Source organism: Actinokineospora diospyrosa, assembly GCF_024171925.1.
Classification (GTDB): Bacteria; Actinomycetota; Actinomycetes; order Mycobacteriales; family Pseudonocardiaceae; genus Actinokineospora; species Actinokineospora diospyrosa.
Map to the genome: position 1 here is coordinate 153,201 of NZ_JAMTCO010000011.1, position 22,408 is coordinate 175,608.

Consider the following 22,408-nt stretch of genomic DNA (forward strand, 5'->3'; position numbering starts at 1 on the left):
AGGGTCAGGACTCGCCGCGCAGCTGCGCGCGCAGGCGCGCGCGCTCGGCGTTGCGGCCCGCGTGCCGGGCGGCGAGCCCGGCGGTGACGCGGGAGTTGAGGCCGCGGAACAGCAGCAGGCCGAGCGGGAAACCGACGACTACGCCGATCGCGACGGCCACCAGCAGCGGGATGTCGAACAGCGTCAGCACAGCCGCCACCGCCACCACCAGAACCAGGCGCAACACGGTGTAGAGGGCCAGGTCACGGCCCAGGTTGCCGTCGGGCTTGTCCACGGCCCCGAGGCTACCCCTCGGTCTCCTCCACGGTGTTCGGCCTGCCCTCGAAGCGGGTGGAGAGCACCACGGTGGACCTGGTGCGGGCCACGCCCTTGATCCGCCGGAGCCTGCTGAGCGCGCGCTCCAGGTCGTCGACCGTGGCGACCCGGACCTTGACCACGAACGCCTCGTCACCGGCCACCCGGTAGCAGGACTCGACCTCCACCAGTTCGCCGAGCGCGTCGGCGACCTCCTCGTCGTCGGCGGTGTCGGTCGGGTGGATCCCCACCAGCGCGGTCACCCCGAGACCGACCGCGCGCGGGTCGACCTGCGCGTGGTAGCCGGTGATGACACCGGACGACTCCAGCTTGGCCACCCGCTCGTGCACGGCGGAGGCGGAGAGCCCGACCTGTCGCCCCAGGTCGGCGTAGGTGACCCGGCCGTTGGTGCGCAGCGCGGCGATGATGCGGCGATCGACTGTGTCCACGGGGCGCAAGCGTACGGCGTGCGCACCCGGTGTCCGAACCGGCCGATTTGTCCCTTACTACCTCTTTACCATCACCCAACCGTTCGAGTACCCAATGGTCGAAGTGCCACGATGCTCCTGGTTTACCCCGATCGACGGGTCCCCCCGATCGACTGAGCCAAGGAGACGGCGATGACTGTGGCGCACGTCGGAGAACGGCTGCTGACCCCGGGAGAGGTCGCCACGCTGTTCCGAGTCGACCCCAAGACGGTGACCAGGTGGGCGACGGCGGGCCGGATCGGCTCGATCCGCACCCCCGGTGGTCACCGGCGGTTCCGCGAGTCCGAGGTCAAGACCCTGCTCGCGGAGCTCACCACCGAGGCCTCCGAGCAGACCGCCTGACCACCGGTTGGGGAGGGCCCCTGGACCAGCGGGTCCACCGGCCCCACCCACCACCCGGACAAACCGGCTAACCTCGAACACCCAGGCCTGTTCGAAAGGTGGCCCCGCATGCTGTACCTGCTCGCCGCGGTCGGCGCGATCACCGTTGGCGTGCTGCTGTGGCGGGCGTTCGGGGTGCGCACGGCCGAGGTCGCCCCGCGACCCGGCCGGGTCGTCGCCCCGGACGACGACCCGGAGTTCCTGCGCGGCCTGGACAAGTTCCGCAAGTCCGACGGCGAGGACCAGCCCCCGGCGTGAGCCGGTTCAGGCCATCCGGGGGCGGGGCCCGCTGGCGAAGTCGTCAGCGACCGTCGCCGCCAGTTCCAGCAGCGCGAGCCGGGTCTCCGGGGCCAACCGCTCCAACTCGATCTCCGCGCCCTCTTCCAGGTGCGGGTCGAACGGGATCCGGCAGACCGCCCTGCACCGGGCACCGAAGTGCTGGGCCAGCTTGTCCAGGTCGACCGAGCCGGACTTGGGCCGCACCGAGTTGATCACCGCGACCGAGCGGGCGACCAGCGTCCGGTAGCCGTGCGCGTCCAGCCAGTCCAGCGTCGCCGAGGCGCTGCGGGCGCCGTCGACCGAGCCGGAGGACACGATCACCAGCGAGTCGGCGAGGTCGAGCACGCCCTTCATCGCCGAGTGCATCAGTCCGGTGCCGCAGTCGGTGAGCACGATGTTGTAGAAGTGCTCCAGCAGAGCCACCGTGCGCCGGTAGTCGTCCTCGCTGAACGCCTCGGACACCGCCGGGTCCTGCTCGCTCGCCAACACCTCTAGCCGGGACGGGCCCTGCGAGGTGTAGGCGCGGATGTCGCTATAGCGGCGGATGCGGCCGGCGTCGCGCAGCAGGTGCCGCACGGTCGCTGTGGTCTCCAGCGGGATCTTCTGGCTCAGCGTGCCACGGTCGGGGTTCGCGTCGACCGCGATGACCCTGTCGCCACGCAGCGACGAGAAGGTCGAACCGAGCGTGGTGGTGGTCGTCGTCTTACCGACCCCGCCCTTGAGGCTGAGCATCGCGATCTTGTAGCAACCGCGCAGCGGTTGGTTTACCCGTGCGATCAGCTCACGCCTGCGCACCTCTGCCGGGCTCTCACCGACGTTGACGAGCCTGCCCGTGGCCACATAGACGGCCTTACGCCACCCGGACTGCGGTGCCCTCTTGGTCTGCTTAAGCAGCCGTGCCGAGGACAACTCCTCACCGTGGCCTGCCTGCGGGTCGCTGTAGTAGCCCTGGCCGACCTGGTGCGGACCGGTGATGGCCGCGTTCTGCGCGTACGGGTTCCCCTGCTGGCCCGGTTGCGGCAGGCCCTGGTTCGGTCCCGGGAAGTGCTGCATGGGCGGCGGGAACTGCTGCATCGGCTGCGGCTGCGCGTGGTGCTGCTGCGGGCGCTGCTGCTGCTGGACCGGCGGCCGCGCGGGCTGGTGCTGAACGGGTGCCTGGTGCTGCACCGGCGGCTGGTGCTGGGCGGCGGGCTGGTGCTGGGCCACCTGCTGCACTGGCTGCTGCTGGACCTGCTGCTGCGCCGGTGGCTGGTGCGCCGGGTTGGGGTGCCCGGGGTTGGGCACGATCTGGGTCTCGTTGGGGTTCGGCTGGGCCGGGATGGCCTGCGGCCCCGACTGCTGCGGCCCGGGCTGCTGCTGGGCGGGCTGTCCCGCGGTGGCCGGAACGCGCTGGTTCATCGGCTGCGTGCCTGCCGTCTGCGGGTCATGACCGGCGTTCGGCGGCGCGTAGAGCTCGGCTTGGTCGGCCGCCTGCTCCGGCTGCGCGCTCGGGTCCGGCCCGGCCAGGTGCGCCTCGGCGAGCTCGGGATCCGGGCCGAAGTCGGGTGTGCCGGTGTCGGTCCCCCCGGTCACCACCGGCGGCCGCCAAGCCGCCTCGGACTCGTCATGGCGTCCAGTCACCCCTGAGACCCCTCCCGCGAACCTCGACCCTGTGGCTGCGACGGTAGTCGCTCACCGCGTCACCCACCGAAGGGGGTAACGCGGTGTGCACAAGCAACCGCAGGTGGGAGGGGTCATGCGGCCGGGGTCAGGCGTACGAGTGCAGGCCCGCGATGACCAGGTTGATGAAGAACAGGTTGAACACGACCAGCGCGAAAGCGACCGAGTTGATCACAGCGGCCCGGGTGCCGCGCCAGCCAGCGGTCGCCCGCGAGTGCAGGTACCCCGCGTAGACGACCCAGGCGACGAAGGCGACGGTCTCCTTGGGGTCCCAGCCCCAGAACCGGCCCCACGCGGCCTCGGCCCAGATGGCGCCGCAGATGATGCCGAAGGTGTAGATCGGGAACGCGAAGATGGTGGTGCGGTAGGCGAGCCGGTCGAGCGAGGCTGCCTCCGGCAGCTTCGGGCCGATCCTGGTGAACCGACCCGGGTTCGCGTCGTGCCGGACCTTGACCAGGTACAGCACGCTGAACACGCCGGGCACCAGGAACAGGCCGCTGGACAGGATCGCCGCCGCGACGTGGATGACCAGCCAGTACGACTGCAGCGCGGGCATCACCGGACCGGCGGCGGTGTAGAGCGCGGTGCCGCCGAGGAACATCAGGATCACGACCGGGGTGAGCACGAACGCGCCGAGCCTGCGCACGTCGAACTTGCGCATCAGCACCAGCCACGTGACCACCGCGACCAGCATCGTCGCGGCGCCGTACTCGTACATGTTGCCCCAGGGGGCGCGGCCGGTGGCCACCCCGCGCAGCACGATCGAGCCCAGGTGCAGCAGGGCGCCGAGCACGGTCAGCGCGACGGCCATCCGCCCGAACCGCTCGGGCTTGCCGACCTCAGTGGACTCGTCGATGCGGCCGATGGCCGGGGTCACGGGGGCTCCCGCGCCGACCAGTTCGCGAGCCTGCTCGGACTTCTTGGCCTTGCGCGTAAAGGCCTGCTCGGTGGTGTAGAACACCATCGCGAACACATAGATCAGGGCGGCGGCGCGGTAGAGCCAGTCGCTGTAAGTGGCCAGCGTGTCGTTGACCGGCATCCTTAGGTATCCCTCCTGGGAAGCAGCTGAGCTGCAAGCCTGTGGAACTCCTCGCCATAACCCGCCTGGTCGGTTCGCGCGAGGCCGCCGACGCGCACCACCGTACTTCCCGACTCGTCGGGGCTCGCGCGAACCCACAGCCTGCGCCGCCGCACGGTCAGCGACACCCCGAGCCCGAGGATCATCGCGACGGCCGCCACCAAGACCCACACCTGCGTCGGGTCGTGCGAGACCTGCAGCGACACCCACGGCACCACACCGTCGAAGGTGACCTTCGTGCCGTCGTCGAGGGTGATCGCCCCGCCGATCTTCAGGTTCTCCCGCGCGACCCGGGTGAGCCTGCCGCTGTCCACCAAGGACTGGTCGATCTGGAAGATGGACTGGCCGCGCCCGGAGTCGATCCCCAGGTCACCGCGCATGACGTCGACGGCGACCGCGGGGTCCGACAGCTTCGGGTGGCTGGAGGTGAGGATCTTGTCCTCGATGAGCGAGGTCGGGGCGAACAGGCCGGTCACCGCGATCTGCCGCTTGCGCCGCTCGGTCGGGTCGGTCACCCCGGGCGGGTCGAACTTGGTGGCGCCCTCGGAGAGCAGCGTCAGGTTGTCCACCGGTCGCCACTGGATGGTCTGGGTGCGCTTCTGCCCGTCCGGGAAGGTGACCGTGAAGGTCGGCGCGTAGCCGTGGCCGAGCAGGTAGACGCGGTCGCCGACGACCCGCAGCGGGTCGTTGACGCGCAGGTCGTAGGGCCGCCAGGTGTCGCTGTCGAGGTCGTCGCCCGCCTGGTAGTCGATCTTGGCGGCGAACTGCTCCGCCTGCCCGTTGGGCAGGTAGGTGGCGTCGAACTCGTTCACCCGAACGCAGAACGGGTTCAGGTCGGTGCCGTCGACGCGCAGGCCGGGCCGGAACGAGTCGTAGCCCAGGGTGCCGGAGTTGCAGAACTGGGAGCCGTTGGCGAGGACGATCACCTGGCCCTCGTAGTTGGCCATCTTCCCGATCGCCAGCGCCACGATCAGCGCCAGCATGGCGAAGTGGAAGACCAGGTTGCCCGCTTCCCGCAGGTAGCCGCGCTCGGCGCTGACGCTGCGCGCGCCGTCGTCCTCCGCGCGCTCGACCAGCCGCCACCCCTTGAGCCGCACCCGCGCGTCGGCCATGACCTGCTCGGGGGTGTCGGTGACCACGGCGGTCTTGTGGTGCGGCAGGCGGCTCAGGTTGCGCGGGGTGAGGACCGGCTTGGCCCGCAGCGCCTTGGCGTACTCAACGGTGCGCGGCACGAGGCAGCCGACGAGGGAGATGAACAGCAGCAGGTAGATCGCGGAGAACCAGACGCTGGCGTAGACGTCGAAGAACTGCAGGCGGTCCAGGAAGGTGCCCCACCAACCGTGCGCCTCGATGTAGGCCAACGCCCGCGGCAGGTTGAGCGAACGTTGCGGCAACAGGGCCCCCGGCATGGCCGCGAGGGCCAGCAGGAACAACAGGATCAGGGCCGTTCGCATTGATGTCAGCCCACGCCAGGTGTTGCGCACGAAAGCGCGAGCCGCGTTCACAGCGGCAACTCGAAGTCCGACACGACCGTGTTGCGTAACCACGACACGACATCAGCCCAGAGCCCGGTGACGAGCAATACGCCGACCGCGAGCAGCAACGCGCCGCCGAAGAGCTGGACCCCCCGGGTGTGCGCCCGCAGCCAGGTCGTGGCCCGCACCGCCCACCGCGCCCCCAACGCGATCACCAGGAACGGGATGCCGAGGCCCAGGCAGTAGATGATCACCAAGAGGTACCCCCGAACCGCACTCCCCCCGGTCGAGGCCGCGATGCTCATCACCCCCGACAGCGTCGGGCTGAGGCACGGCGTCCACCCCAGCGCGAAGATCCCCCCCAGCACCGGCGCCCCCGCCAACCCGAACCGGGGTGTCTTGTGGATGCGGATGTCCTTCTGCAAGCCGGGGATCAACCCGATGAAGACCAACGCCATCGCAATGGTGACAACCCCACCAACCCGTTGCAGCACGTCCTCATTGATCAGCAACGCATCCGCGAGCCAGACAACACTGCCCACAGTCGCCGCAAAAACAACGGTGAACCCCAGCACGAACAACCCCACCGCGCCCACGACGCGGTAGCGGCCCTTCTTGCGCTCCTCCTGATCGCTGACCGCGGGCGCCTCAGCCCCCACCAGGGCGGCGAGGTAGGCGAGATACCCCGGAACCAGCGGAACCACGCACGGTGACGCGAAGGACAACAACCCGGCCAACAGCGACAGACCGGCCGCCACCAGCAGCGGCCCAGAAACGGCAACCTGCGTCGGGTCCACCCGATCAGCGTAGGGAAGCGCCTCCGGGGCCCGTCCGGGGGTGGCCTGTGCCAGGACGCGGGTCACACCCCACCCCTTCAGCGACCGCACACCCCCTTGGGCGACCCGCCCACTCCCGGCCGACCACCCGGAAGCCCTGATGTCACCTCAACCCTCTGCCCCGCCCACCCCGAGCCAGCCATTTGGACTCCCGAAGACCGCTGGCGCCAACCACCATCTGCTCGGCGCCTGGACGGCTCGGAACAGCCGGTGTCAGCCCAGCCCGCTCTCGTCTGCCCTGCCAGCCCAGCCCCTGGACTCGGACCCGTCGGTGCCAACCCGCCCCCCGTCAGGTCCGCCCCAACCCACCTACCCAGCACCTGGACAGTCGGACTCGCTGGTGCCAAGTGCTCGATGGGGTGGACCTGTTTTGTGTGGGGGGACGACACCCGTAGCGTTTCCGCGCGGCAGGGCCAGTCTTTTCGGCCCCTGCTTTGCGGACCTGCCACGGGTGTCGTAGGGGCCCCACGCAAAACAGGTCCACCCCATCGAGCAAAGCTCGAGAATCGCGGATCAGATGCAATGCCGAAGGCGAGCCGTTCACCGGAGCCGAAGGCGGAGGCCCGAATCCCTTGCCCCGCATCCCCAACCCGGGCACGCGTCAAGATCAACCTGATCGAAAGCCCCCAAATACACAGCTTACCGCGCAGCACCGACAACCCGGGAGCATCGAACAGCAGCCTGTGGACAACCAGACCCGTTGTAGACAAGCAGATCCCACAACGGCCCCCGCAAGATCAACTGAATCAAGAGCCCCCGATATACAGCCTACCGAGCAGCACCGACACAACGGGAGCACCGAGCAGCAGCCTGTGGACAGCAGAAGACGTTGTGGATAACCAACCACGGCGAGGCCCGCCATGATCAACTACTCCAGAAGCCCCCAATACACAGCCTACCGAGGGACTCCGGCAAAACGACCCCAACAATCGAACCTTGTGGACAACCAGAACCGTTGTGGACAACCCTCATAACAGTCAACCGAGCACCGAGGATCACCGAGAACCAGGCGGCGTCCACCCCACCTCAGTAACCACGAACATCGCCAACTCGCTCAGCTTGATGTTGTGGTCCCGCGCATGCCCCCGCAGCACGTCAAAAGCGACTCCCATATCCACCCCCAACCGCTCTGCGAGCACGCCCTTCGCCTGCTCGATCGTCACCCGACTCGTCAACGCTTCCTGCAGCTGCTCGCTAAGCAGTTCGTGATCCCGAATAGCCCGTGCCTGCAACAATCCGATCGTCGCCACGTCGACCAGGGCCTTGGCGGTTCGCCAGGACAACTCGTCCAGGTGGCCGGGGCGGGCGCGGAACAGGTTCAGGGCGCCGATCGTCTCTGAGCGCAGGCGCATGGGGAGGGCGAAGACCGCTCGGTAGCCGTCCGCGATGGCGGCGGCGGCGAAGCGGGCGTCGGGTTCGTCGACCGCGGTGAGGTCGGGGCGGGAGACCGGGGAGCCGGTGCGGTAGGCGGCGAGGCAGGGGCCTTCGCCGTGGCGGAGTTGGAAGAGTTCAAGTCTGCGGACGGCTTCGCTGGAGCTGGTGACCATGTGCAGGTCGCCGTCCACGGTGGCCAGGAGGATGCCCGCGGCGTCGACGGAGAGCAGTTCGACGCAGCGGTCTACCAGCACCTGGAGGAACTCCAGGACGTCGAAGTCGTCGATGAGGGTGTCTGCGAGTTCGACGAAGGTTTCGACGAGCCGTTGTTGCTTCATGAGGACTCACCTCCTGTTTCGGGCTGCCCCGGGTCCATCTCGAGTTCGGTGAAGCGCACGGTGCGGGCGACCACGTCGTCGGCGAGGTCGCCCAGGGCCCGGCCGTCGGCGAACGCCCGCGCCCGCAGGCTGGCGAACGCCGTGGAGACGTCGGTGCCGAGTTGGACGGCGACCATGCCGGTCGCCTGGTGGATGCGCGGGCTGGTCAGCACGGCGGTCTCCGAGATCAGCAGGTCCATGGCGATGCGGGTGAACAGGACCGCGTCCGCCCGCGCCGCCGGGGCCAACTCGCCGGGGAAGCGGCGGTAGACGCCGAGGGCGCCGAGGCGGACGGCGCCGATCACCATCGGGAAGGCGAACACGGCGGCCACCCCGACTAGACCGGGACCGAGCGCGAGCAGCGGCCACTCGGTGGCCACGACCTCGGCCGTGAGGTCGGGCACCAGCACCGGTCGGCTGGTCGACCACGCGGAGGTGAGCGGCCCCTGGCCGACGGTGAGCTCCGCCTCCGCCAACCGCGAACCGGTCACCCCGGCCGAGTGGGTGGTCACCGTGCCGTTGTTGATCATCACGACCAACACCACCCCGTCCGCGGCGAGTCTGCGTTGGACGAGGGCGCACAACAGGTCGGGGGTGAGCGGGCCGCCGTGCGCGGCGGTCGCCGCGGCGATCCACCCGGTCAACTCCGCCCAGTTGCCCGGCCTACCCGCGTCGGTCACGCACTCGCCACTTCCTGTTCGAGCGAGCCACCTCCGCACCCGGTGAGCACGACACCGTGAGCCTAGTCCCGATCAGTGGGCCCGCCCGTCGACGGTACTGGTTCCTTCGAGTGGCGCTCGTGGCAGCCGCGATCGATCGGCGGAATAGTTGAGGTGCGCTCCGGACCCCGGCGTGGGACAAACCACGCGAGGAGCAAATATGACGACGATCACATCGGGCGTAATTGCCGATATACTCCACCGGGAGTTCACACCTTCACCCGATAAGACTAGCCGGGCAACTCGGATAAATCACAACCTTTGCCATCGCGGTCAGCCGGCGGCAATGTCTTGCTCAGCGCTCGATCGGCGCTCGGGGTATTTGCAGGGAATACCCCACATGGTGCGGGGGCATCGCGCACGTCGCCGTCTGGTCGGCACCGGTCACCCGGTGCCCGCGGTGTCCTCGCACCCCTCACCACACGTCCCACCGCGACCGGGCCAGCGATTCCGACCAGCGGACAACCACTGGAGCGGGAATGGCTGACGGCGCGGTGCTGACCACCAGGCAGGCGTGGGAGCGGTGCGTCGGGCGCCGTGAGCGGTTGACCGGCATGGTGCTCAGGTTCGGCCTGCTCGACCAGGTCGACGACGTCGTGCACGACGCGTTCGTCGCCGTCATGGGCATGCCAAGACTTTACCCAGCCGGTTTCGACGCGCTGCTGGAGACCGTGCTGTGGCGCCGGTGCCTGATCATCGCGGCTGGCGAGGCGGCCAGGCAGCGCCTCGTCGAGCACGCCGCGCTGCACCCACCGGCCACCGGCGACCACGCCGATCGGGTCGTCGACCAAGTACATGCCCAATGGCTCTTGCGCCGCAGCGGCGTGCTCACCGAGCCGGACATCTGGATGCTGGAAATGGTGAGCGTCGGGTACCGGAGGCAGGAAATAGCCGATATGTCCGGGCGGACCGTGGATGAGATCGATCGGGCGATGCGTTCGGTGCGCCGCCGGGCCAGGTACAAAACCCAAGCCACGGTGGCCTGATAAATATATAAATATCAGGATTCGGCGATGAGTCGGTCGACGACCGGGATCAGGTCCTCGGCCAGCAGGTCGCGCATGAATGCCGCGGCCACCCGCCCCTGCTTGTCCAGGACGAATGTGGCGGGCACGACCGCCCGGGGATAGCCCTTCAACACGATGAGGGATTTCCCGGGCGGGTCGTAGATCGAGGGGTAGGTCAGGCCGCGGTCGCGCAGGAAGTCCTGGGCCGCGTCGCGCTGGTTGTCGCGCACGTCCACCCCGACCACCTGGACCTGGTCGGGGTAGCGGTCCTGCACCTGCTGCAGCTGCGGCGCCTCGGCGCGGCACGGCCCGCACCACTGGCCCCAGATGTTGAGCACGACGACCTTGCCCCGGTAGGACGACACCGAGATCCGCGAGTCGTCCATCAGGGACGGTCCGGCGATGTCGGGCATCGGCTTGCGGTCGGCGCCGTCGTAGCTGATGTCGGTCTGCCCGCCCGGGGAGACGAACACGAACTCGGTGCCGCTGGCGACCGCGTCCTTGTCCGACGAGCAGCCGGACACCAGCAGCAGCGCCGCGCCGAGCAGGCCGAGGAGCGCGCGCATCAGGCGCCCGTGTTCTTCGGGTCGCTGGAGCCCGCGGGCTCGGTGTAGCGGATGCCGACCAGCTGCTCGTCGTCGAACACCAGGCTGGTCAGCGAGGCCAGCGAACACTGCCGCTTGCGCGGGTCGTGCCAGAGCCGCTTGCCCTCCAGGTAGCGCCGCAGCGTCCACACCGGGAGCTGGTGCGACACGCACACCGCCTCGTGCCCGACGGCCGCCGCCCGCGCGCGGTGCGCCGCGGCGAGCATCCGGTGCGCGATCTGCAGGTACGGCTCGCCCCAGGACGGGGTGAACGGGTTGCGCAGGTGCGGCCAGTTGGCCGGCGAGCGCAGGGCGCCGTCACCGACCGAGACCTTCTTGCCCTCGAACACGTTCGCCGACTCGATCAGCCGCTCGTCGGTCGCCAGCTCGAGCCGGTGCGAGGCGGCGATGGGTGTCGCGGTCTCCTGCGCGCGCTGCAGCGGCGAGGCGACGACGTGCACGATGTCGTGGTCGGCGAGGTGTTCGGCGACGGTGAGGGCCTGCCGCTTGCCGGTGTCGGACAGGTGGAAGCCGGGGAGCCTGCCGTAGAGGATGCCGGTGGGGTTGTGGACCTCGCCGTGGCGCAGCACGTGGACGATGGTCTGGGTCACGCGGGCTCCTTCGCGGCCGCCGCGGCCGCGGCGGCGTTGGGCAGTGCGGCGGCGATCCGCTCGAACGCGGTGTCGTCGAGGGCCGCGCTGACGAACCAGGCCTCGAAGGCGCTGGGCGGCGGGTAGACGCCGTGGTCGAGCAGTGCGTGGAAGAACGCCGGGAACCGCCAGGTCTGCGCGGCCTTGGCGGCGGCGTAGTCGGTGACCGGGTCCTCGGTGAAGAACACGCTGAGCAGGTTGCCCGCGGTCTGGACCCGGTGCGCCACGCCAGCAGCCGACAGCGCGCCGCCGAGCAGCGCGCCGAGCCGGGCCGCGTTGTCGTCCAGGGCCCGGTACACCGACTCGTCGGCCGCGCGCAGCGTCGCCAGGCCCGCGGCGACCGCGACCGGGTTACCGGAGAGGGTGCCCGCCTGGTAGACCGGACCGGCCGGGGCGAGGTGGCCCATGATGTCGGCCCGACCGCCGAACGCCGCGGCGGGCAGGCCGCCGGACATGACCTTCCCGAAGGTGTAGAGGTCCCCCGCGACGCCGTCGACCCCGTACCAACCAGCGGCCGAGACCCGGAAGCCGGTCATCACCTCGTCCATGACCAGCAGCGCGCCGTGCTCGGCGGTGATCTCGCGCAGCCCCGCGTTGAACCCGGCGACCGGGGCGATCGCGCCCATGTTGCCCGCCGCGGCCTCGGTGATCACCGCGGCGATCGACGGGCCGTGCTCGGCGAAGGCGGCCCGCACCGCGTCGAGGTCGTTGTACGGCAGCACCAGGGTGTCCTCGGCCTGCGCGCCGGTGACCCCGGGCGTGGTGGGCAGCCCGAGCGTGGCGACCCCGGAGCCCGCCTCGGCCAGCAGCGCGTCCACGTGGCCGTGGTAGCACCCGGCGAACTTGATGATCCGCTTGCGCCCGGTGAAGCCGCGGGCCAGCCGGATCGCGCTCATGGTCGCCTCGGTGCCGGAGTTGACCAGCCGCACCTGGCTGACCGGCTCGACCCGCCGAACGATCTCCTCGGCCAGGTCGACCTCCCCGGCCGTCGGGGTGCCGAAGGACAGCCCGCTGGTCGCCGCCGAGCGCACCGCCTCGACCACCGCCGGGTGCGCGTGCCCGAGGATCATCGGCCCCCAGGACGAGACCAGGTCGACGTACTGGTTGTCGTCGGCGTCCCACAGGTAGGCGCCGAGCCCGCTGACCATGAACCGCGGCGTCCCGCCGACGGAGTTGAAGGCCCGCACCGGCGAGTTGACCCCGCCGGGGATGACGGCCTTCGCCCGGTCGAACAGCGCCGCCGAGCCACGCACGTGTGCCTGCACCTCAGGTGTCACCCGACCAGTCTCGCAAACCCGGCCGGGTGGCCGCGCTCACGCCCGGGTGCGCACCGCCAGCACCAGCTGGCGACCGGCGTCGAGCAGCAGCACCGCGGCCAGCGTGGCCGCCGCGATCGAGGTGCCGATCCAGTTGCCCGCGTAGTGCTGGAAGTCCAGGTCCGGCCGCTCGGCGACCCGGCTCAGCGGCACCGTGCCCCGGTCGTAGCACCACAGCGCGGCCCACACCAGCAGCCCGACCAGCACCAGCTCACCCACCGCCAGCACAGCGCGGCGCGGCTGGTCCAGCCTGCCCGGCTCGTCTGGCCACCCGAGGCCGACGGCCTCCGGCTCCGAGGTCTGCGGTGTGCTCACCCGATCAGCCTCTCATGCCCCGCCCGCTCACGAACCACCGAAGTGCAACGCCCCGAAGTAGGCCCGCGAGTCGACCCGCAGCAACAGCGTCACCACGCTGACCCAGATCCCGACAATCGCCACGAACAGCAGGAACGCCACCGGCGACGACGCGTGCGCGTTGGCCGCCGCGGGAGCGCCGAGCGCGCCGACCAACGCGGTGAACATGAGGCCGAGCCGCGCCCACGGCCGCCCCGCGCGCACCGGCCAAGCCAGCACCAACGCGGCCAAAGCGGACAGCGCGGCACCGAACCCGAGGTAACCGGGTGGCCTATCGCCCGACACCAGCAACCCCCCGGTCAGCGCCGCACTGGCGACCGCCCCCCAGACCGCGAGGGTCACGGAGGTAGGTCTACCGGGGCGGTTGTCCGGGTCCGGATCGGCTATCGGCTCGGTCACGGGAGTTAAGTAGCCCCAACCCATCCCCGTGTTACGAGTCCCTCGCCACGTCCCCAGCGGCGTCCCAAACCGCCACCATCCCCCTCTACGACGACTGTCATGGTGTTGACCTGCGCACCTTCGTGGGCACGGGCGCTGGTGGCGCGCCAGCTGGGTGGTCCGACATCACAGGGGCCCACCCGGGCGGCCCAGTCTCGTCGCTACGACTTCGCGGCGTGCGGGTCGGCCTCGTCGCCTGACGGCGAGCTCGGCGACCCGGGGATCGGACGCCTCGTTGCCTGGCGGCAACATCGGGCCCGATCCGCGATTTTCGAGCTTTGCTCGATGGGGTGGACCTGTTTTGCGCGGGGCCCCTACGACACCCGTGGCAGGACCGCAAAGCAGGGGCCGAAAAGACTGGCCCTGCCGCGCGGAAACGCTACGGGTGCCGCTCCCCCACACAAAACAGGTCCACCCCATCGAGCATTTGGCACCAGCGAGTCCGACTGTCCAGGCGCTGGGCTGGCAGGGCAGCCGAGAGCGGGCTGGGATGGCACCGGCCATTCCGAGTGTCCAGGTGCTGGGTGGGTGGGTTGGGGCGGACCTGACGGAAGCTGGGTTGGCACCGGCGGGTCCGACTGTCCAGGGGCTGGTTCTGTGGGTTGGGGCCGGTCCTGACGGGGGGCGAGTTGGCACCGCAGGGTCCGAGTGTCCGGGGGCTGGCTGGGTGGGTTGGCGGGTGGTTGTCCACAACGTGTTCTGTTGTCCACAGGCCGTGGTCGCCGACTCGGTTCTGTCGGGATCCGTCAATAGGCTGTATATCGGGGGCTCTTGCGGCAGATGATCTTGCGACCCCAACCCAACCGCCCTGCCCCCGACCGCATTGCCCACCCCGCACTCCTCGGAGCCGCCGGTGCCAACTGCTCGATGGGGCGGACTTCCTTTGCGCGGGGGGACGACACCCGTAGCGTTTCCTCGCGGCAGGGCCAGTCTTTTCGGCCCCTGCTGTGCGGACCTGCCACGGGTGTCGTAGGGGCCCCGCGCAAAGGAAGTCCGCCCCATCGAGCCCACCGGACCACCCCGTTCGGGCCGCGAGGTTGCCGCCAGGCAACGAGCAGGCCCGCACCCCAGCCCCCCAAGCACAAAAGAGCGGCGGCCATCAGGCCGCCGCTCTCAGGCATCTCAGTGGGGACGAGCTCAGTACCGCTTCCCCGTCGTCTCGAAGTAGGCCTTCGAGTCGGCGGTGAACATGAAGTAGATGGCGGTGCCCACCAGCAGGATCTGGATCACGCTCACCACGATGCCCGCCGGTGCGGCGCCTTCGCTGACCAGGCCCAGGACGTTGACGATCAGGCCGATCGTGCCGAGGATCGCCAGGGTCATGCGGGCCCAGTTCTTGCCCGCGCGCATCTTGAACGCGAACAGCAGGTACAGCGCGAAGGACACGGCGGCGATGATGCCTGCGAACACCAGGCCCGCGGTCACCACGGTGTCGATCTCGGCGGAGGTGGCCGCCTTGCCCTGGGCGCGCAGCGCGGTCGCGGCGCTCTCGCGCAGCGCGTCGGTGCCGATCGCCACGGTGACGATGAAGCCGACGATGCCGAGGATCGCGTTGACGACCCAGAGCTGGAAGGAGGTGGTCACGGACTTGGGCCGGACCGCGGTCGGCAGCAGGTCGTTGATCGGCGGCGCCGAGGGCATCGGCTGGTAGGGCTGGTTGGGATCGGGTCCACTTGTCGTCATGGGTGAGAAGCTATTGCTTCCTGAGAGTCCGCGCACGCCTGTTGTCGGGGTTGTTGCCGTGCTGTTCACCGGGGTGGACCAGCGGCGAGATCAATTGGCCGGGGTTTCCGGCCGGAAGTAGGGCCTGGCTTGCTTGCTGTAGAGGCAGAACAGCGCCGCGACCAGCAGCCCGATGTGCAGCACGACGACGAACCCGCCCGCGTCGCCGACGAAGAGTTGGTACAGCCGCTCGGCGAGGTGGAGTCCGGCGAAGACCGTGACGGTCACCCGGGCCCAGTTGTGGCCGTTGCGGACCGGGACGCAGAGACCGGCGTAGACGATCCCGGGCACCAGGGCGAACACCAGCGAGACCGCGAAAGCGACGGTCGCGCCCAGGCTGACCGCGCTCGCCGTCGCGTCCTCGCCGGATTCGAGCAGGGCCGACTCGACGAGCGGCTCGAACCCGGCCTTGCCGATGGCGACCACGACGATCGCGAACGCCAGGTTGAACACGGCGAGTGCGATGAGCAGCCGGAACGCGGTCTGGACCAGTTCGGGTCGCTGGGTCGGCCACTCCTGGTGCGGCAGCAGCACGCGGGCGGGTGGCGCGACGGGCATCGGCTGCCACGTCTTGTCGGGCGCGGGGTCGTTCGAGGTCATTGCACAGAAAGTAGGGGGTGTCCGAGATCCCGCGCACCTGGATTGCGCTAAGGCACCGGAGTTAGTCGGTCACCAAGTGGCGCAGCGCGGTGGCGAGCGCGACCGGATCAGCCGCCCAGGCGAGCACGACCGTTCCGTCGTCGAGCTCCAGCGGCACCTCGGTGGTCTTCTTCGGCACGGTCCACCCGCCGCCCAGTGGCCTGGCGCCGACCGGGGTACCGACCTCGGTGACCGCCTTGATCCTGGCCACCGGCAACGATTCGCGGCCCTGGTGCAGCGCGGCGGGCGTCAGCGCGACCGCACAGATCTTGCGGCGGGCGCTGACCCACCCGGCAGCCATCGCGAACAGGGCGAGGCCGACCATCGCCCAGGCGAACCCGTGCACCCGACCGCTGAGCGCCTCGACCCCGGCACCGGCGGCGGCGAACAACGGGCCCCACAGCACCGGCCACCAGGTCGAGCCCGGCTCGGCGTAGAGGACCGGGCCCTCGTCGGGGTCAATCACGGTTGGCCGGGAAGAACCGCCTGCCGCCCTTGGTGTACAGCAGGCCGACGGCCACGATGATCACCAGGGAGCTGCCGAGGCCGTAGATGGTGACCCGGCCGACGGAGTACTGGAACAGCGCGCCGAACACCGCGAGCACCAGCAGCAACGTGCGCGCCTTACGCACGCCGCGGCGCGCTTGGTAGGCGAGCAGCAGGAAGAAGCCGAGGAACATGATCGAGCCGAGCAGCAGCCACCAGGACAACCCGATCGCGGTCTGCGTCAGCTCGGCCACGGTAAAGGTGGCCTTGCCCGCGGCGCGCGCCCGCTCGTACTCGCGCAGCGCCCAGTCCTCGCGCAAGGTGAAGAACAGCGCGGCGCCCACCACGCCGAGGGTCCCGGCGAGCACCCACAGCCAGAACGAGACCCGGACCGCGATAGGCGGGTCGGTTCGGACCTCCGCCTCGTCGGCGGTGGGCATGACCGGGGGTTCCTCGGGCACCGTCACCGCGCGAACATACCCGTCAGCGCTGGTCGAGCCAGCCCGCGGCCTCGGTGGCCCAGTAGGTGAGGATCACGTCGGCACCCGCGCGGCGGATCGCGAGCAGTGACTCGAGCACGGTGCGGCGCCGGTCCAGCCAGCCGTTGGCGGCCGCGGCCTCGATCATCGCGTACTCGCCGGACACCTGGTACGCCGCGACCGGGACGTCGGCCATGTCCCGCACCGCGCGGATCACGTCCAGGTACGCCAGGGCGGGCTTGACCATCACCAGGTCGGCGCCCTCGTTGAGGTCCAGCGTGGTCTCCCGCAGCGCCTCGCGGACGTTGGCCGGGTCCTGCTGGTAGCCCATGCGGTCGCCGGTGAGCTGGGACTCGACCGCTTCGCGGAAGGGGCCGAAGAAGGCGGAGGCGAACTTCACCGAGTACGCGAGGATGCCGGTGTCGATGTGCCCGGCGGAGTCGAGGGCCTCGCGGATCACGCCGACCTGGCCGTCCATCATGCCGCTCGGGCCGACGTACTGGGCTCCCGCGTCGGCCTGGGCGAGGGCCATGTCGGCGTACACGGCGAGGGTGGCGTCGTTGTCCACGTTGCCGTTGTCGTCGAGGACGCCGCAATGGCCGTGGTCGGTGAACTCATCGAGGCACAGGTCCGACATCAGCACGGTGTCGTCACCGAGCTCGGCGCGCAGGTCCCGCAAGGACACGTTGAGGACGCCGTCAGGGTCAACTCCGCCAGAACCGATGGCATCCCTGGTCTGCGGCACGCCGAAGAGCATGATCCCGCCAACCCCGGCCTGCACCGCCTCCACAGCCGCCTTGCGCAGCGTGTCGCGGGTGTGCTGGACAACGCCCGGCATGCTCGCGATGGGAGTGGGCTCGGTGGCACCTTCCTTCACGAACATCGGTAGCACCAACTGCCTCGGGCGCACCTCGGTCTCACTGACCAGGCGGCGCAAGGCAGGCGTGCGACGAAGCCTGCGCGGACGGTGGTTGGGGAACATCTGGGAGGCCTCTCCAGCCGGGGTCTAAAAGAAGCGGGCGGCGTGCTTTTCGCACACCGCCCGCCTTCTGTCTTATCGCCGCGCGCGCTTGGTCTTACGCGGCGGGGGCAGTGCCCCTTCCGCGCGCAACCTGGCCGCGTGCTCAGCGAGCGCGTCCACCAAGGCGGGGACCGTCGCGTGCTCGGGTTGGACGTCGACCCGCAGCCCGAACTCCCGCGCCGTCTCGGCCGTCTTCGGGCCGATGCAGGCGACCAGGGTCCGCGCGTGCGGCTTGCCCGCGATGCCGACCAGGTTGCGCACGGTCGACGACGAGGTGAAGCACACCGCGTCGAACCCGCCGGTCTTGATCATCTCGCGGGTCTCGGCGGGCGGCGGCGCCGCGCGCACGGTCCGGTACGCGGTCACGTCGTCGATCTCCCAGCCGCGGTCGCGCAGACCGGCGGCGAGGGTCTCGGTGGCGATGTCCGCGCGCGGCAGCAGCACCCGCTCGACCGGGTCGAGGATGTCGTCGTAGGGCGGGAAGTCCGCGAGCAGGCCCTCGCTGGACTGCTCGCCGGAGGGCACCAGTTCGGGGTTGATGCCGAACGAGCGCACCTTCGCCGCGGTCGCCTCGCCGACGCAGGCGATCTTCACGCCGGAGAACGCGCGGGCGTCGAGGCCGAACTCGGCGAACTTCTCCCAGACCGCGCGGACGGCGTTGGTCGAGGTGAAGATGACCCACTGGTAGCGGCCGTCGACCAGGCCCTTGACCGAGCGCTCCATCTGCGCCGGGCTGCGCGGCGGCTCGACCGAGATGGTCGGCACCTCGCTGGGGATCGCGCCGTGCAGGTGCAGCCGCTCGCTCATCTCGCCAGCCTGGTCCTTGGTGCGCGGCACCAGGACCCGCCAGCCGTAGAGCGCGCGCGACTCCCACCAGGACAGCTTCGAGCGCGCCGCCACCGCCTGGCCGACGGTGACCACGAGGTGCCCGGAGATCTCCCCGGCGTCGGCGGCCAGCGAGGCCAGCGTGGTGTCGATGGTGCGCTGGCTGGTGTTGGTGCCGTCCGCGGTCACCGCGACCGGGGTCTGCGGTGCCAGGCCGTGCTCGACCAGCGAGGACGCGGCCTCGGCGAGGTGGCTGGCGCTGGCGTGCAGCACCAGGGGTCCCGGCACGCCCGCGAGGGCGGCCCAGTCGATGTCGCCGCGGACGTCGACCTCGGTGTGCGTCGAGCCGAGCGCGATCCCCGCGTAGGCGGGCACCGCGGTCGCCGCGGACACGCCGGGGATCACGTCGAACACCGCGCTGGTGCGGGCCACGGCTTGCGCCTCGGCCACCACCGCGGAGTGGGTCAGCGGGTCGCCAGCGACGAGGCGGACCACGACCCGGCCCGCCTTGGCCTCGCCAGCCAGGTCTTTGGCCACGTCGGCCGGTTCGCCGACGGCTGGCCGGACCTCGGCGCCCGGCCTGGCGAGCGCGAGCACGCCAGAGGGGACGTCGGGGTCGGTCACCACGAGCTCCGCGCGTTCGAGCAGCTCTTTCGCGCGGACGGTGAGCAGTCCCGCGTCGCCGGGGCCGGAGCCGACGAAGGCGACGCGTCCGGGGGACTTTCGTGCACGGGTGGTCATGTCAGGCCACTTCCCATCAACTACGCCTCGGGACCGGAGAGCACCCCGGCCCCGAGTTCCAGCAGCTCGGCGGCCAGCGCACGACCGAGCTGCTCTCCTGCGGTCAGGTCACCGGTTGCCGATGCGCGCATGATGTCAACGGCCCCGGCCGGGTCGTTGGCGTCGTACGCGGCGGCGACCCCGCGCAGCGACAGGCGGTAAACCACCCTGTCGTCGGCGTCGAGATCTTCCACTACCTCGGCCAAAGCGCCAACCGGCGCGCTGCAGCCTGCTTCGAGCGCGGCGAGCATCGCCCGCTCGGCGGCCACCGCGGCGCGGGTGGCCCCATCATCCACTGTGGACTGGAGTAGGTGTTCGACGTCGACGTCGTCGACGCGGCACTCGACCGCCAGCGCCCCCTGCGCCGGGGCGGGCAGCATCTGGATCGGGTCGAGGGTCTCGGTGATCTCGGCGAGCCTGCCGAGGCGGGCCAGGCCCGCGCGGGCCAGGACGACGCCGTCGAGCTCGCCGTTGGTGACCATGGCGATGCGGGTGTCCACGTTGCCCCGGATCGGCACGATCTCGTGGCCGAAGCCCAGCGCGCGCAGCTGCGCGGCGCGCCGCGGCGACCCGGTGCCCAGGCGGGCGCCGGGGGGCAGCTCGCCGAGGGTGAGGCCGTCGCGGGCGATCAGCGCGTCGCGCGGGTCTTCCCGGGGCGGCACCGCGGCGAGCGAGAGCCGCGTGTCGGGGGCCGTGGGCAGGTCCTTGTAGGAGTGCACGGCGACGTCGACGGTGCCGTCGGCGAGCGCGTCGCGCAGCGCGGAGGTGAAGACGCCGACGCCGATCTCGGCGATCGGGGCGGACGAGCGGTCACCGGGGGTGGAGATGGTGATGAGCTCGACCCTGGCCCCGGCGCGCTCGAGCACGTCGGCCACGATCCTGGTCTGGGTCAGGGCGAGCGCGCTGCCGCGCGTGCCGATCCTGATCACTCGGTCCATGGCGTACCACCGTCCACAGAAGACTCAAGGGGGGATGTCACGGCCGCGGGCCGCTGCGGGTCGAGGGCGAACAGCTCGCGCAGCGCCTCGGCGTAGCCGGTGCCGCTCGGTCCGGTGGCCAGTTCCTTGACCCGGACCGTCGGGGTGTGCAGCAGCTTGTCGACCACCCGGCGCACCGTGCGGGCGAGTTCCTCGCGCACCGGGGAGTCCAGGTCGGGCAGCCGCGCGTCCAGCCGCAGCAGCTCCGCGTCGACGACCTCGGCCGCGCGGCGGCGCAGCGCGGTGACCGTGGGGGTCACCTCGGCCGAGCGCTGCGCGGCGAGGTAGCCGCGCACCTCCTCGGCGACGATCTCGGCGGCCCGCTGGGTGTCGGTGCCGCTGGGCGACTCGGCCAGCCGCCGCTGCAGGCTGGCCAGGTCGACCACGCGCACCCCGGGCAGCTCGGCGACCCCGTCGGCGACGTCGCGCGGCAGGCCGAGGTCGCAGATGACCAGCGGTCGCCCGGCGCGCGGGAGCACGTGGTCTTCGACGATGACCGCGCCGACCGCGCCGGTGCAGGACACCACCAGGTCGGCCTCGGCGACGCGGGCGGGCAGTTCGCCGAGCCCGGTGGCGGTCGCGGGCACGCCCTGCTCGACCAGCGACGCGGCGAGCCGGGCGCCGTTGGCCTCGGACCGGTTGGCGATGACGACCGCGCCGATGCCCGCCCGGCGCAGCGCGGCGGCGGCCAGACCACCCATCGACCCGGCGCCGACGATCAGCGCGCGCCTGCCCGCGAGCCCACCGAGGGCGGCGTCGGCGTCAGCCAGCGCCTCGGAGACCACGGATCCGCCGACCTGGTCCAGACCGGTGTCGGTGTGCACCCGCTTGCCGATGCGCAGCGCCTGCTGGACCAGTTCGTGCAGCGTGCGCCCGACGGTGCCCGCCTCGCGGGCCGCGCCGTAGGCGACCCGCACCTGGCCGAGGATCTGCGACTCGCCGATGACCATGGAGTCCAGGCCCGCGGCGACGGTGAACAGGTGCTGGGCCGCTGCGGCGGCGTAGTGCACGTAGAGGTGGTCGTAGAGCGCGGCGACGTCGGTGCCGGAGTGCCGGGACAGGACCCCGGCGATGTCGGCCAGCCCGGCGTGGAACGCCTCGACGACGGCGTAGACCTCGACCCGGTTGCAGGTGGAGACCAGCACCGCCTCGGCGACGTTGTCACAGGCCAGCAGGTCGGCGAGGACCTTGGGGACGTCGACGGCGGACACGGTGACCCGTTCCAGCAGCCGCACCTCGGCGGTGCGGTGCGACATCCCGACGGCGATGACGCTCACGAGACCACCATCCCGTCCACCGCCCGCCCGTTCGCCTCGGCGAGCACAGCGGCGTTGTCGGCCCGGCGGGCGACGTGGAAGGAGAGGACCTGCAGCTCGACGGCCAGGTCGACCTTGCGGACCTCGACGTGGTCGGGCACCTGCAGCACCACGGGCGCGAAGTTGAGGATGCACTGCACCCCGGCGGAGACCAGCCGGTCGCACACGGCCTGCGCGGCGGGCGGCGGCGTGGCGATCACGCCGATGGAGACCTCGCGCTCGGCGCACACGCGCGGGATGTCGTCGATGTGCTCCACCGGCATCCCGCCGACGGGCACGCCGACGAGGTCGGGATCGACGTCGAAGAGCGCGGTCACGGGAAACCCCCGTCCTGGGAACCCCCCGTAGTTGGCCAGGGCATGTCCCAGGTTACCGATTCCGACGACCGCGACGCTGTGCTTGCGGGTCAGGCCGAGGATCCGCTCGATCTCCTCGATCAGCACGGCGACCTCGTAGCCGACGCCGCGGGTGCCGTAGGAGCCGATGTAGGAGAGGTCCTTGCGCAGCTTCGCCGAGTTGACCCCGGCGGCGACGGCGAGTTCCTCGCTGGAGACGGTGCCCGCGCCGTGCTCCTGCATGCCGGAGAGCACCCGCAGGTACACGGCCAACCTGGCGACGGCGGCCTCGGGGATCGCCCGCGCCCGCTCCCGAGCGGCGGGCACCTCGGTGACCCTCGGGATCGGGGTGGTGATCTCCGCGGCGGTGGGGGCGGGCGGGGTGACGCCGACCCCGTTCCGCTGGCCTCGCTGTGCCGCCACGCTGTAGCTCCTCGAGGGGTTTTCGTCTCCGGGTCGTCATTACGGTACCGCTTGTGAACGTGTGCACAAAGTCAGTGGCCAGCGGCTTGACCAAGC

General features: G+C 70.8%; 25 protein-coding genes. 3 read left to right on the forward strand and 22 right to left on the reverse strand.

Annotation, left to right across the window (positions count from 1 at the left end):
• Nucleotides 1–4: 4 nt before the first annotated feature.
• Nucleotides 5–274, reverse strand: a complete 270-nt coding sequence (locus LV75_RS23050) for a DUF4229 domain-containing protein (RefSeq protein ID WP_253889070.1) — start codon at nucleotides 272–274, stop codon at nucleotides 5–7.
• A 10-nt stretch (nucleotides 275–284) separates the two neighbouring features.
• The gene (locus LV75_RS23055) at nucleotides 285–743 is read right to left on the reverse strand and encodes an Lrp/AsnC family transcriptional regulator (RefSeq protein ID WP_253889071.1); all 459 of its coding nucleotides are present in this window, start codon (nucleotides 741–743) and stop codon (nucleotides 285–287) included.
• A 171-nt stretch (nucleotides 744–914) separates the two neighbouring features.
• Between LV75_RS23055 and LV75_RS23060 the strand changes: the two genes are divergently transcribed.
• On the forward strand, nucleotides 915–1,124 hold the full coding sequence (locus tag LV75_RS23060; RefSeq protein WP_253889072.1) for a BldC family transcriptional regulator: 210 nt from the start codon (nucleotides 915–917) through the stop codon (nucleotides 1,122–1,124).
• Between the two features lie 108 nt (nucleotides 1,125–1,232).
• Nucleotides 1,233–1,421 (forward strand): hypothetical protein, encoded by a 189-nt coding sequence (locus tag LV75_RS23065; protein WP_253889073.1) that lies wholly within the window; start codon nucleotides 1,233–1,235, stop codon nucleotides 1,419–1,421.
• A 6-nt stretch (nucleotides 1,422–1,427) separates the two neighbouring features.
• Here the strand turns inward: LV75_RS23065 and LV75_RS23070 are convergent, their stop codons facing one another.
• The 6 genes from LV75_RS23070 to LV75_RS35610 form a co-directional block, all read right to left on the reverse strand.
• Nucleotides 1,428–2,840, reverse strand: coding sequence for a MinD/ParA family ATP-binding protein (locus LV75_RS23070; protein ID WP_301319669.1), 1,413 nt, complete (start codon nucleotides 2,838–2,840; stop codon nucleotides 1,428–1,430).
• 349 nt (nucleotides 2,841–3,189) lie between these two features.
• On the reverse strand, nucleotides 3,190–4,140 hold the full coding sequence (gene ccsB, locus LV75_RS23075; RefSeq protein WP_253889075.1) for a c-type cytochrome biogenesis protein CcsB: 951 nt from the start codon (nucleotides 4,138–4,140) through the stop codon (nucleotides 3,190–3,192).
• 2 nt (nucleotides 4,141–4,142) lie between these two features.
• The gene (gene resB / locus LV75_RS23080) at nucleotides 4,143–5,633 is read right to left on the reverse strand and encodes a cytochrome c biogenesis protein ResB (protein ID WP_253889076.1); all 1,491 of its coding nucleotides are present in this window, start codon (nucleotides 5,631–5,633) and stop codon (nucleotides 4,143–4,145) included.
• Nucleotides 5,634–5,680: 47 nt separating this feature from the next.
• Nucleotides 5,681–6,451, reverse strand: a complete 771-nt coding sequence (locus tag LV75_RS23085) for a cytochrome c biogenesis CcdA family protein (RefSeq protein WP_253889077.1) — start codon at nucleotides 6,449–6,451, stop codon at nucleotides 5,681–5,683.
• A 1,034-nt stretch (nucleotides 6,452–7,485) separates the two neighbouring features.
• Complete coding sequence (locus LV75_RS23090) at nucleotides 7,486–8,202, reverse strand: GAF and ANTAR domain-containing protein (protein WP_253889078.1); 717 nt, start codon at nucleotides 8,200–8,202, stop codon at nucleotides 7,486–7,488.
• Complete coding sequence (locus LV75_RS35610; protein ID WP_253889079.1) at nucleotides 8,199–8,921, reverse strand: GAF and ANTAR domain-containing protein; 723 nt, start codon at nucleotides 8,919–8,921, stop codon at nucleotides 8,199–8,201. Before LV75_RS35610 ends, LV75_RS23090 begins: the two co-directional genes overlap by 4 nt.
• A 518-nt stretch (nucleotides 8,922–9,439) precedes the next feature.
• Here LV75_RS35610 and LV75_RS23100 point away from each other — a divergent pair.
• The gene (locus LV75_RS23100) at nucleotides 9,440–9,946 is read left to right on the forward strand and encodes an RNA polymerase sigma factor (RefSeq protein WP_253889080.1); all 507 of its coding nucleotides are present in this window, start codon (nucleotides 9,440–9,442) and stop codon (nucleotides 9,944–9,946) included.
• Nucleotides 9,947–9,960: 14 nt separating this feature from the next.
• On the opposite strand, the gene LV75_RS23105 is transcribed toward LV75_RS23100, so the two are convergent.
• The 14 genes from LV75_RS23105 to LV75_RS23170 form a co-directional block, all read right to left on the reverse strand.
• A complete protein-coding gene (locus LV75_RS23105; protein ID WP_253889081.1) occupies nucleotides 9,961–10,533 on the reverse strand; it encodes a TlpA family protein disulfide reductase in 573 nt (190 codons plus the stop codon).
• Nucleotides 10,533–11,162 carry a histidine phosphatase family protein gene (locus LV75_RS23110; protein WP_253889082.1) on the reverse strand — a complete coding sequence of 210 codons (630 nt, stop codon included), beginning with the start codon at nucleotides 11,160–11,162 and terminating at the stop codon, nucleotides 10,533–10,535. Before LV75_RS23110 ends, LV75_RS23105 begins: the two co-directional genes overlap by 1 nt.
• Complete coding sequence (gene hemL, locus LV75_RS23115; protein WP_253889083.1) at nucleotides 11,159–12,478, reverse strand: glutamate-1-semialdehyde 2,1-aminomutase; 1,320 nt, start codon at nucleotides 12,476–12,478, stop codon at nucleotides 11,159–11,161. Before hemL ends, LV75_RS23110 begins: the two co-directional genes overlap by 4 nt.
• 36 nt (nucleotides 12,479–12,514) lie before the next feature.
• Complete coding sequence (locus LV75_RS23120; RefSeq protein WP_253889084.1) at nucleotides 12,515–12,832, reverse strand: hypothetical protein; 318 nt, start codon at nucleotides 12,830–12,832, stop codon at nucleotides 12,515–12,517.
• Between the two features lie 27 nt (nucleotides 12,833–12,859).
• On the reverse strand, nucleotides 12,860–13,270 hold the full coding sequence (locus LV75_RS23125) for a hypothetical protein (protein WP_253889085.1): 411 nt from the start codon (nucleotides 13,268–13,270) through the stop codon (nucleotides 12,860–12,862).
• A gap of 1,176 nt (nucleotides 13,271–14,446) precedes the next feature.
• The gene (locus LV75_RS23130) at nucleotides 14,447–14,992 is read right to left on the reverse strand and encodes a hypothetical protein (protein ID WP_253889086.1); all 546 of its coding nucleotides are present in this window, start codon (nucleotides 14,990–14,992) and stop codon (nucleotides 14,447–14,449) included.
• A gap of 90 nt (nucleotides 14,993–15,082) precedes the next feature.
• Nucleotides 15,083–15,631 (reverse strand): hypothetical protein, encoded by a 549-nt coding sequence (locus LV75_RS23135; RefSeq protein ID WP_253889087.1) that lies wholly within the window; start codon nucleotides 15,629–15,631, stop codon nucleotides 15,083–15,085.
• A gap of 61 nt (nucleotides 15,632–15,692) precedes the next feature.
• A complete protein-coding gene (gene mce1N / locus LV75_RS23140; RefSeq protein ID WP_372504214.1) occupies nucleotides 15,693–16,136 on the reverse strand; it encodes a transport-regulating membrane protein Mce1N in 444 nt (147 codons plus the stop codon).
• Nucleotides 16,129–16,623 carry a hypothetical protein gene (locus LV75_RS23145; protein WP_253889088.1) on the reverse strand — a complete coding sequence of 165 codons (495 nt, stop codon included), beginning with the start codon at nucleotides 16,621–16,623 and terminating at the stop codon, nucleotides 16,129–16,131. Before LV75_RS23145 ends, mce1N begins: the two co-directional genes overlap by 8 nt.
• Before the next feature lie 16 nt (nucleotides 16,624–16,639).
• Nucleotides 16,640–17,617: a porphobilinogen synthase gene (hemB, locus tag LV75_RS23150; RefSeq protein ID WP_253889089.1), complete on the reverse strand. Its 978-nt coding sequence runs from the start codon at nucleotides 17,615–17,617 to the stop codon at nucleotides 16,640–16,642.
• Between the two features lie 72 nt (nucleotides 17,618–17,689).
• Nucleotides 17,690–19,222 (reverse strand): bifunctional uroporphyrinogen-III C-methyltransferase/uroporphyrinogen-III synthase, encoded by a 1,533-nt coding sequence (locus LV75_RS23155; protein ID WP_253889090.1) that lies wholly within the window; start codon nucleotides 19,220–19,222, stop codon nucleotides 17,690–17,692.
• A 20-nt stretch (nucleotides 19,223–19,242) separates the two neighbouring features.
• Nucleotides 19,243–20,199 carry a hydroxymethylbilane synthase gene (hemC, locus tag LV75_RS23160; protein WP_253889091.1) on the reverse strand — a complete coding sequence of 319 codons (957 nt, stop codon included), beginning with the start codon at nucleotides 20,197–20,199 and terminating at the stop codon, nucleotides 19,243–19,245.
• A complete protein-coding gene (locus tag LV75_RS23165) occupies nucleotides 20,187–21,515 on the reverse strand; it encodes a glutamyl-tRNA reductase (protein WP_253889092.1) in 1,329 nt (442 codons plus the stop codon). Before LV75_RS23165 ends, hemC begins: the two co-directional genes overlap by 13 nt.
• Nucleotides 21,512–22,312 (reverse strand): redox-sensing transcriptional repressor Rex, encoded by an 801-nt coding sequence (locus tag LV75_RS23170; protein WP_372504215.1) that lies wholly within the window; start codon nucleotides 22,310–22,312, stop codon nucleotides 21,512–21,514. The genes LV75_RS23165 and LV75_RS23170 overlap by 4 nt, the downstream gene beginning before the upstream one ends.
• Nucleotides 22,313–22,408 lie beyond the last annotated feature (96 nt).

Excerpts from the sequence above, each read along its gene's own strand:
- hemC (WP_253889091.1), bottom strand. The coding sequence starts at position 20,199 with ATGGACCGAGTGATCAGGATCGGCACGCGCGGCAGCGCGCTCGCCCTG.
- LV75_RS23135 (WP_253889087.1), bottom strand. The coding sequence starts at position 15,631 with ATGACCTCGAACGACCCCGCGCCCGACAAGACGTGGCAGCCGATGCCC.
- LV75_RS23065 (WP_253889073.1), top strand. The coding sequence starts at position 1,233 with ATGCTGTACCTGCTCGCCGCGGTCGGCGCGATCACCGTTGGCGTGCTG.
- LV75_RS23105 (WP_253889081.1), bottom strand. The coding sequence starts at position 10,533 with ATGCGCGCGCTCCTCGGCCTGCTCGGCGCGGCGCTGCTGCTGGTGTCC.
- LV75_RS23070 (WP_301319669.1), bottom strand. The coding sequence starts at position 2,840 with ATGAACCAGCGCGTTCCGGCCACCGCGGGACAGCCCGCCCAGCAGCAG.
- LV75_RS23130 (WP_253889086.1), bottom strand. The coding sequence starts at position 14,992 with ATGACGACAAGTGGACCCGATCCCAACCAGCCCTACCAGCCGATGCCC.
- hemB (WP_253889089.1), bottom strand. The coding sequence starts at position 17,617 with ATGTTCCCCAACCACCGTCCGCGCAGGCTTCGTCGCACGCCTGCCTTG.
- LV75_RS23060 (WP_253889072.1), top strand. The coding sequence starts at position 915 with ATGACTGTGGCGCACGTCGGAGAACGGCTGCTGACCCCGGGAGAGGTC.
- ccsB (WP_253889075.1), bottom strand. The coding sequence starts at position 4,140 with ATGCCGGTCAACGACACGCTGGCCACTTACAGCGACTGGCTCTACCGC.
- resB (WP_253889076.1), bottom strand. The coding sequence starts at position 5,633 with ATGCGAACGGCCCTGATCCTGTTGTTCCTGCTGGCCCTCGCGGCCATG.
- LV75_RS23155 (WP_253889090.1), bottom strand. The coding sequence starts at position 19,222 with ATGACCACCCGTGCACGAAAGTCCCCCGGACGCGTCGCCTTCGTCGGC.
- LV75_RS23090 (WP_253889078.1), bottom strand. The coding sequence starts at position 8,202 with ATGAAGCAACAACGGCTCGTCGAAACCTTCGTCGAACTCGCAGACACC.
- LV75_RS23100 (WP_253889080.1), top strand. The coding sequence starts at position 9,440 with ATGGCTGACGGCGCGGTGCTGACCACCAGGCAGGCGTGGGAGCGGTGC.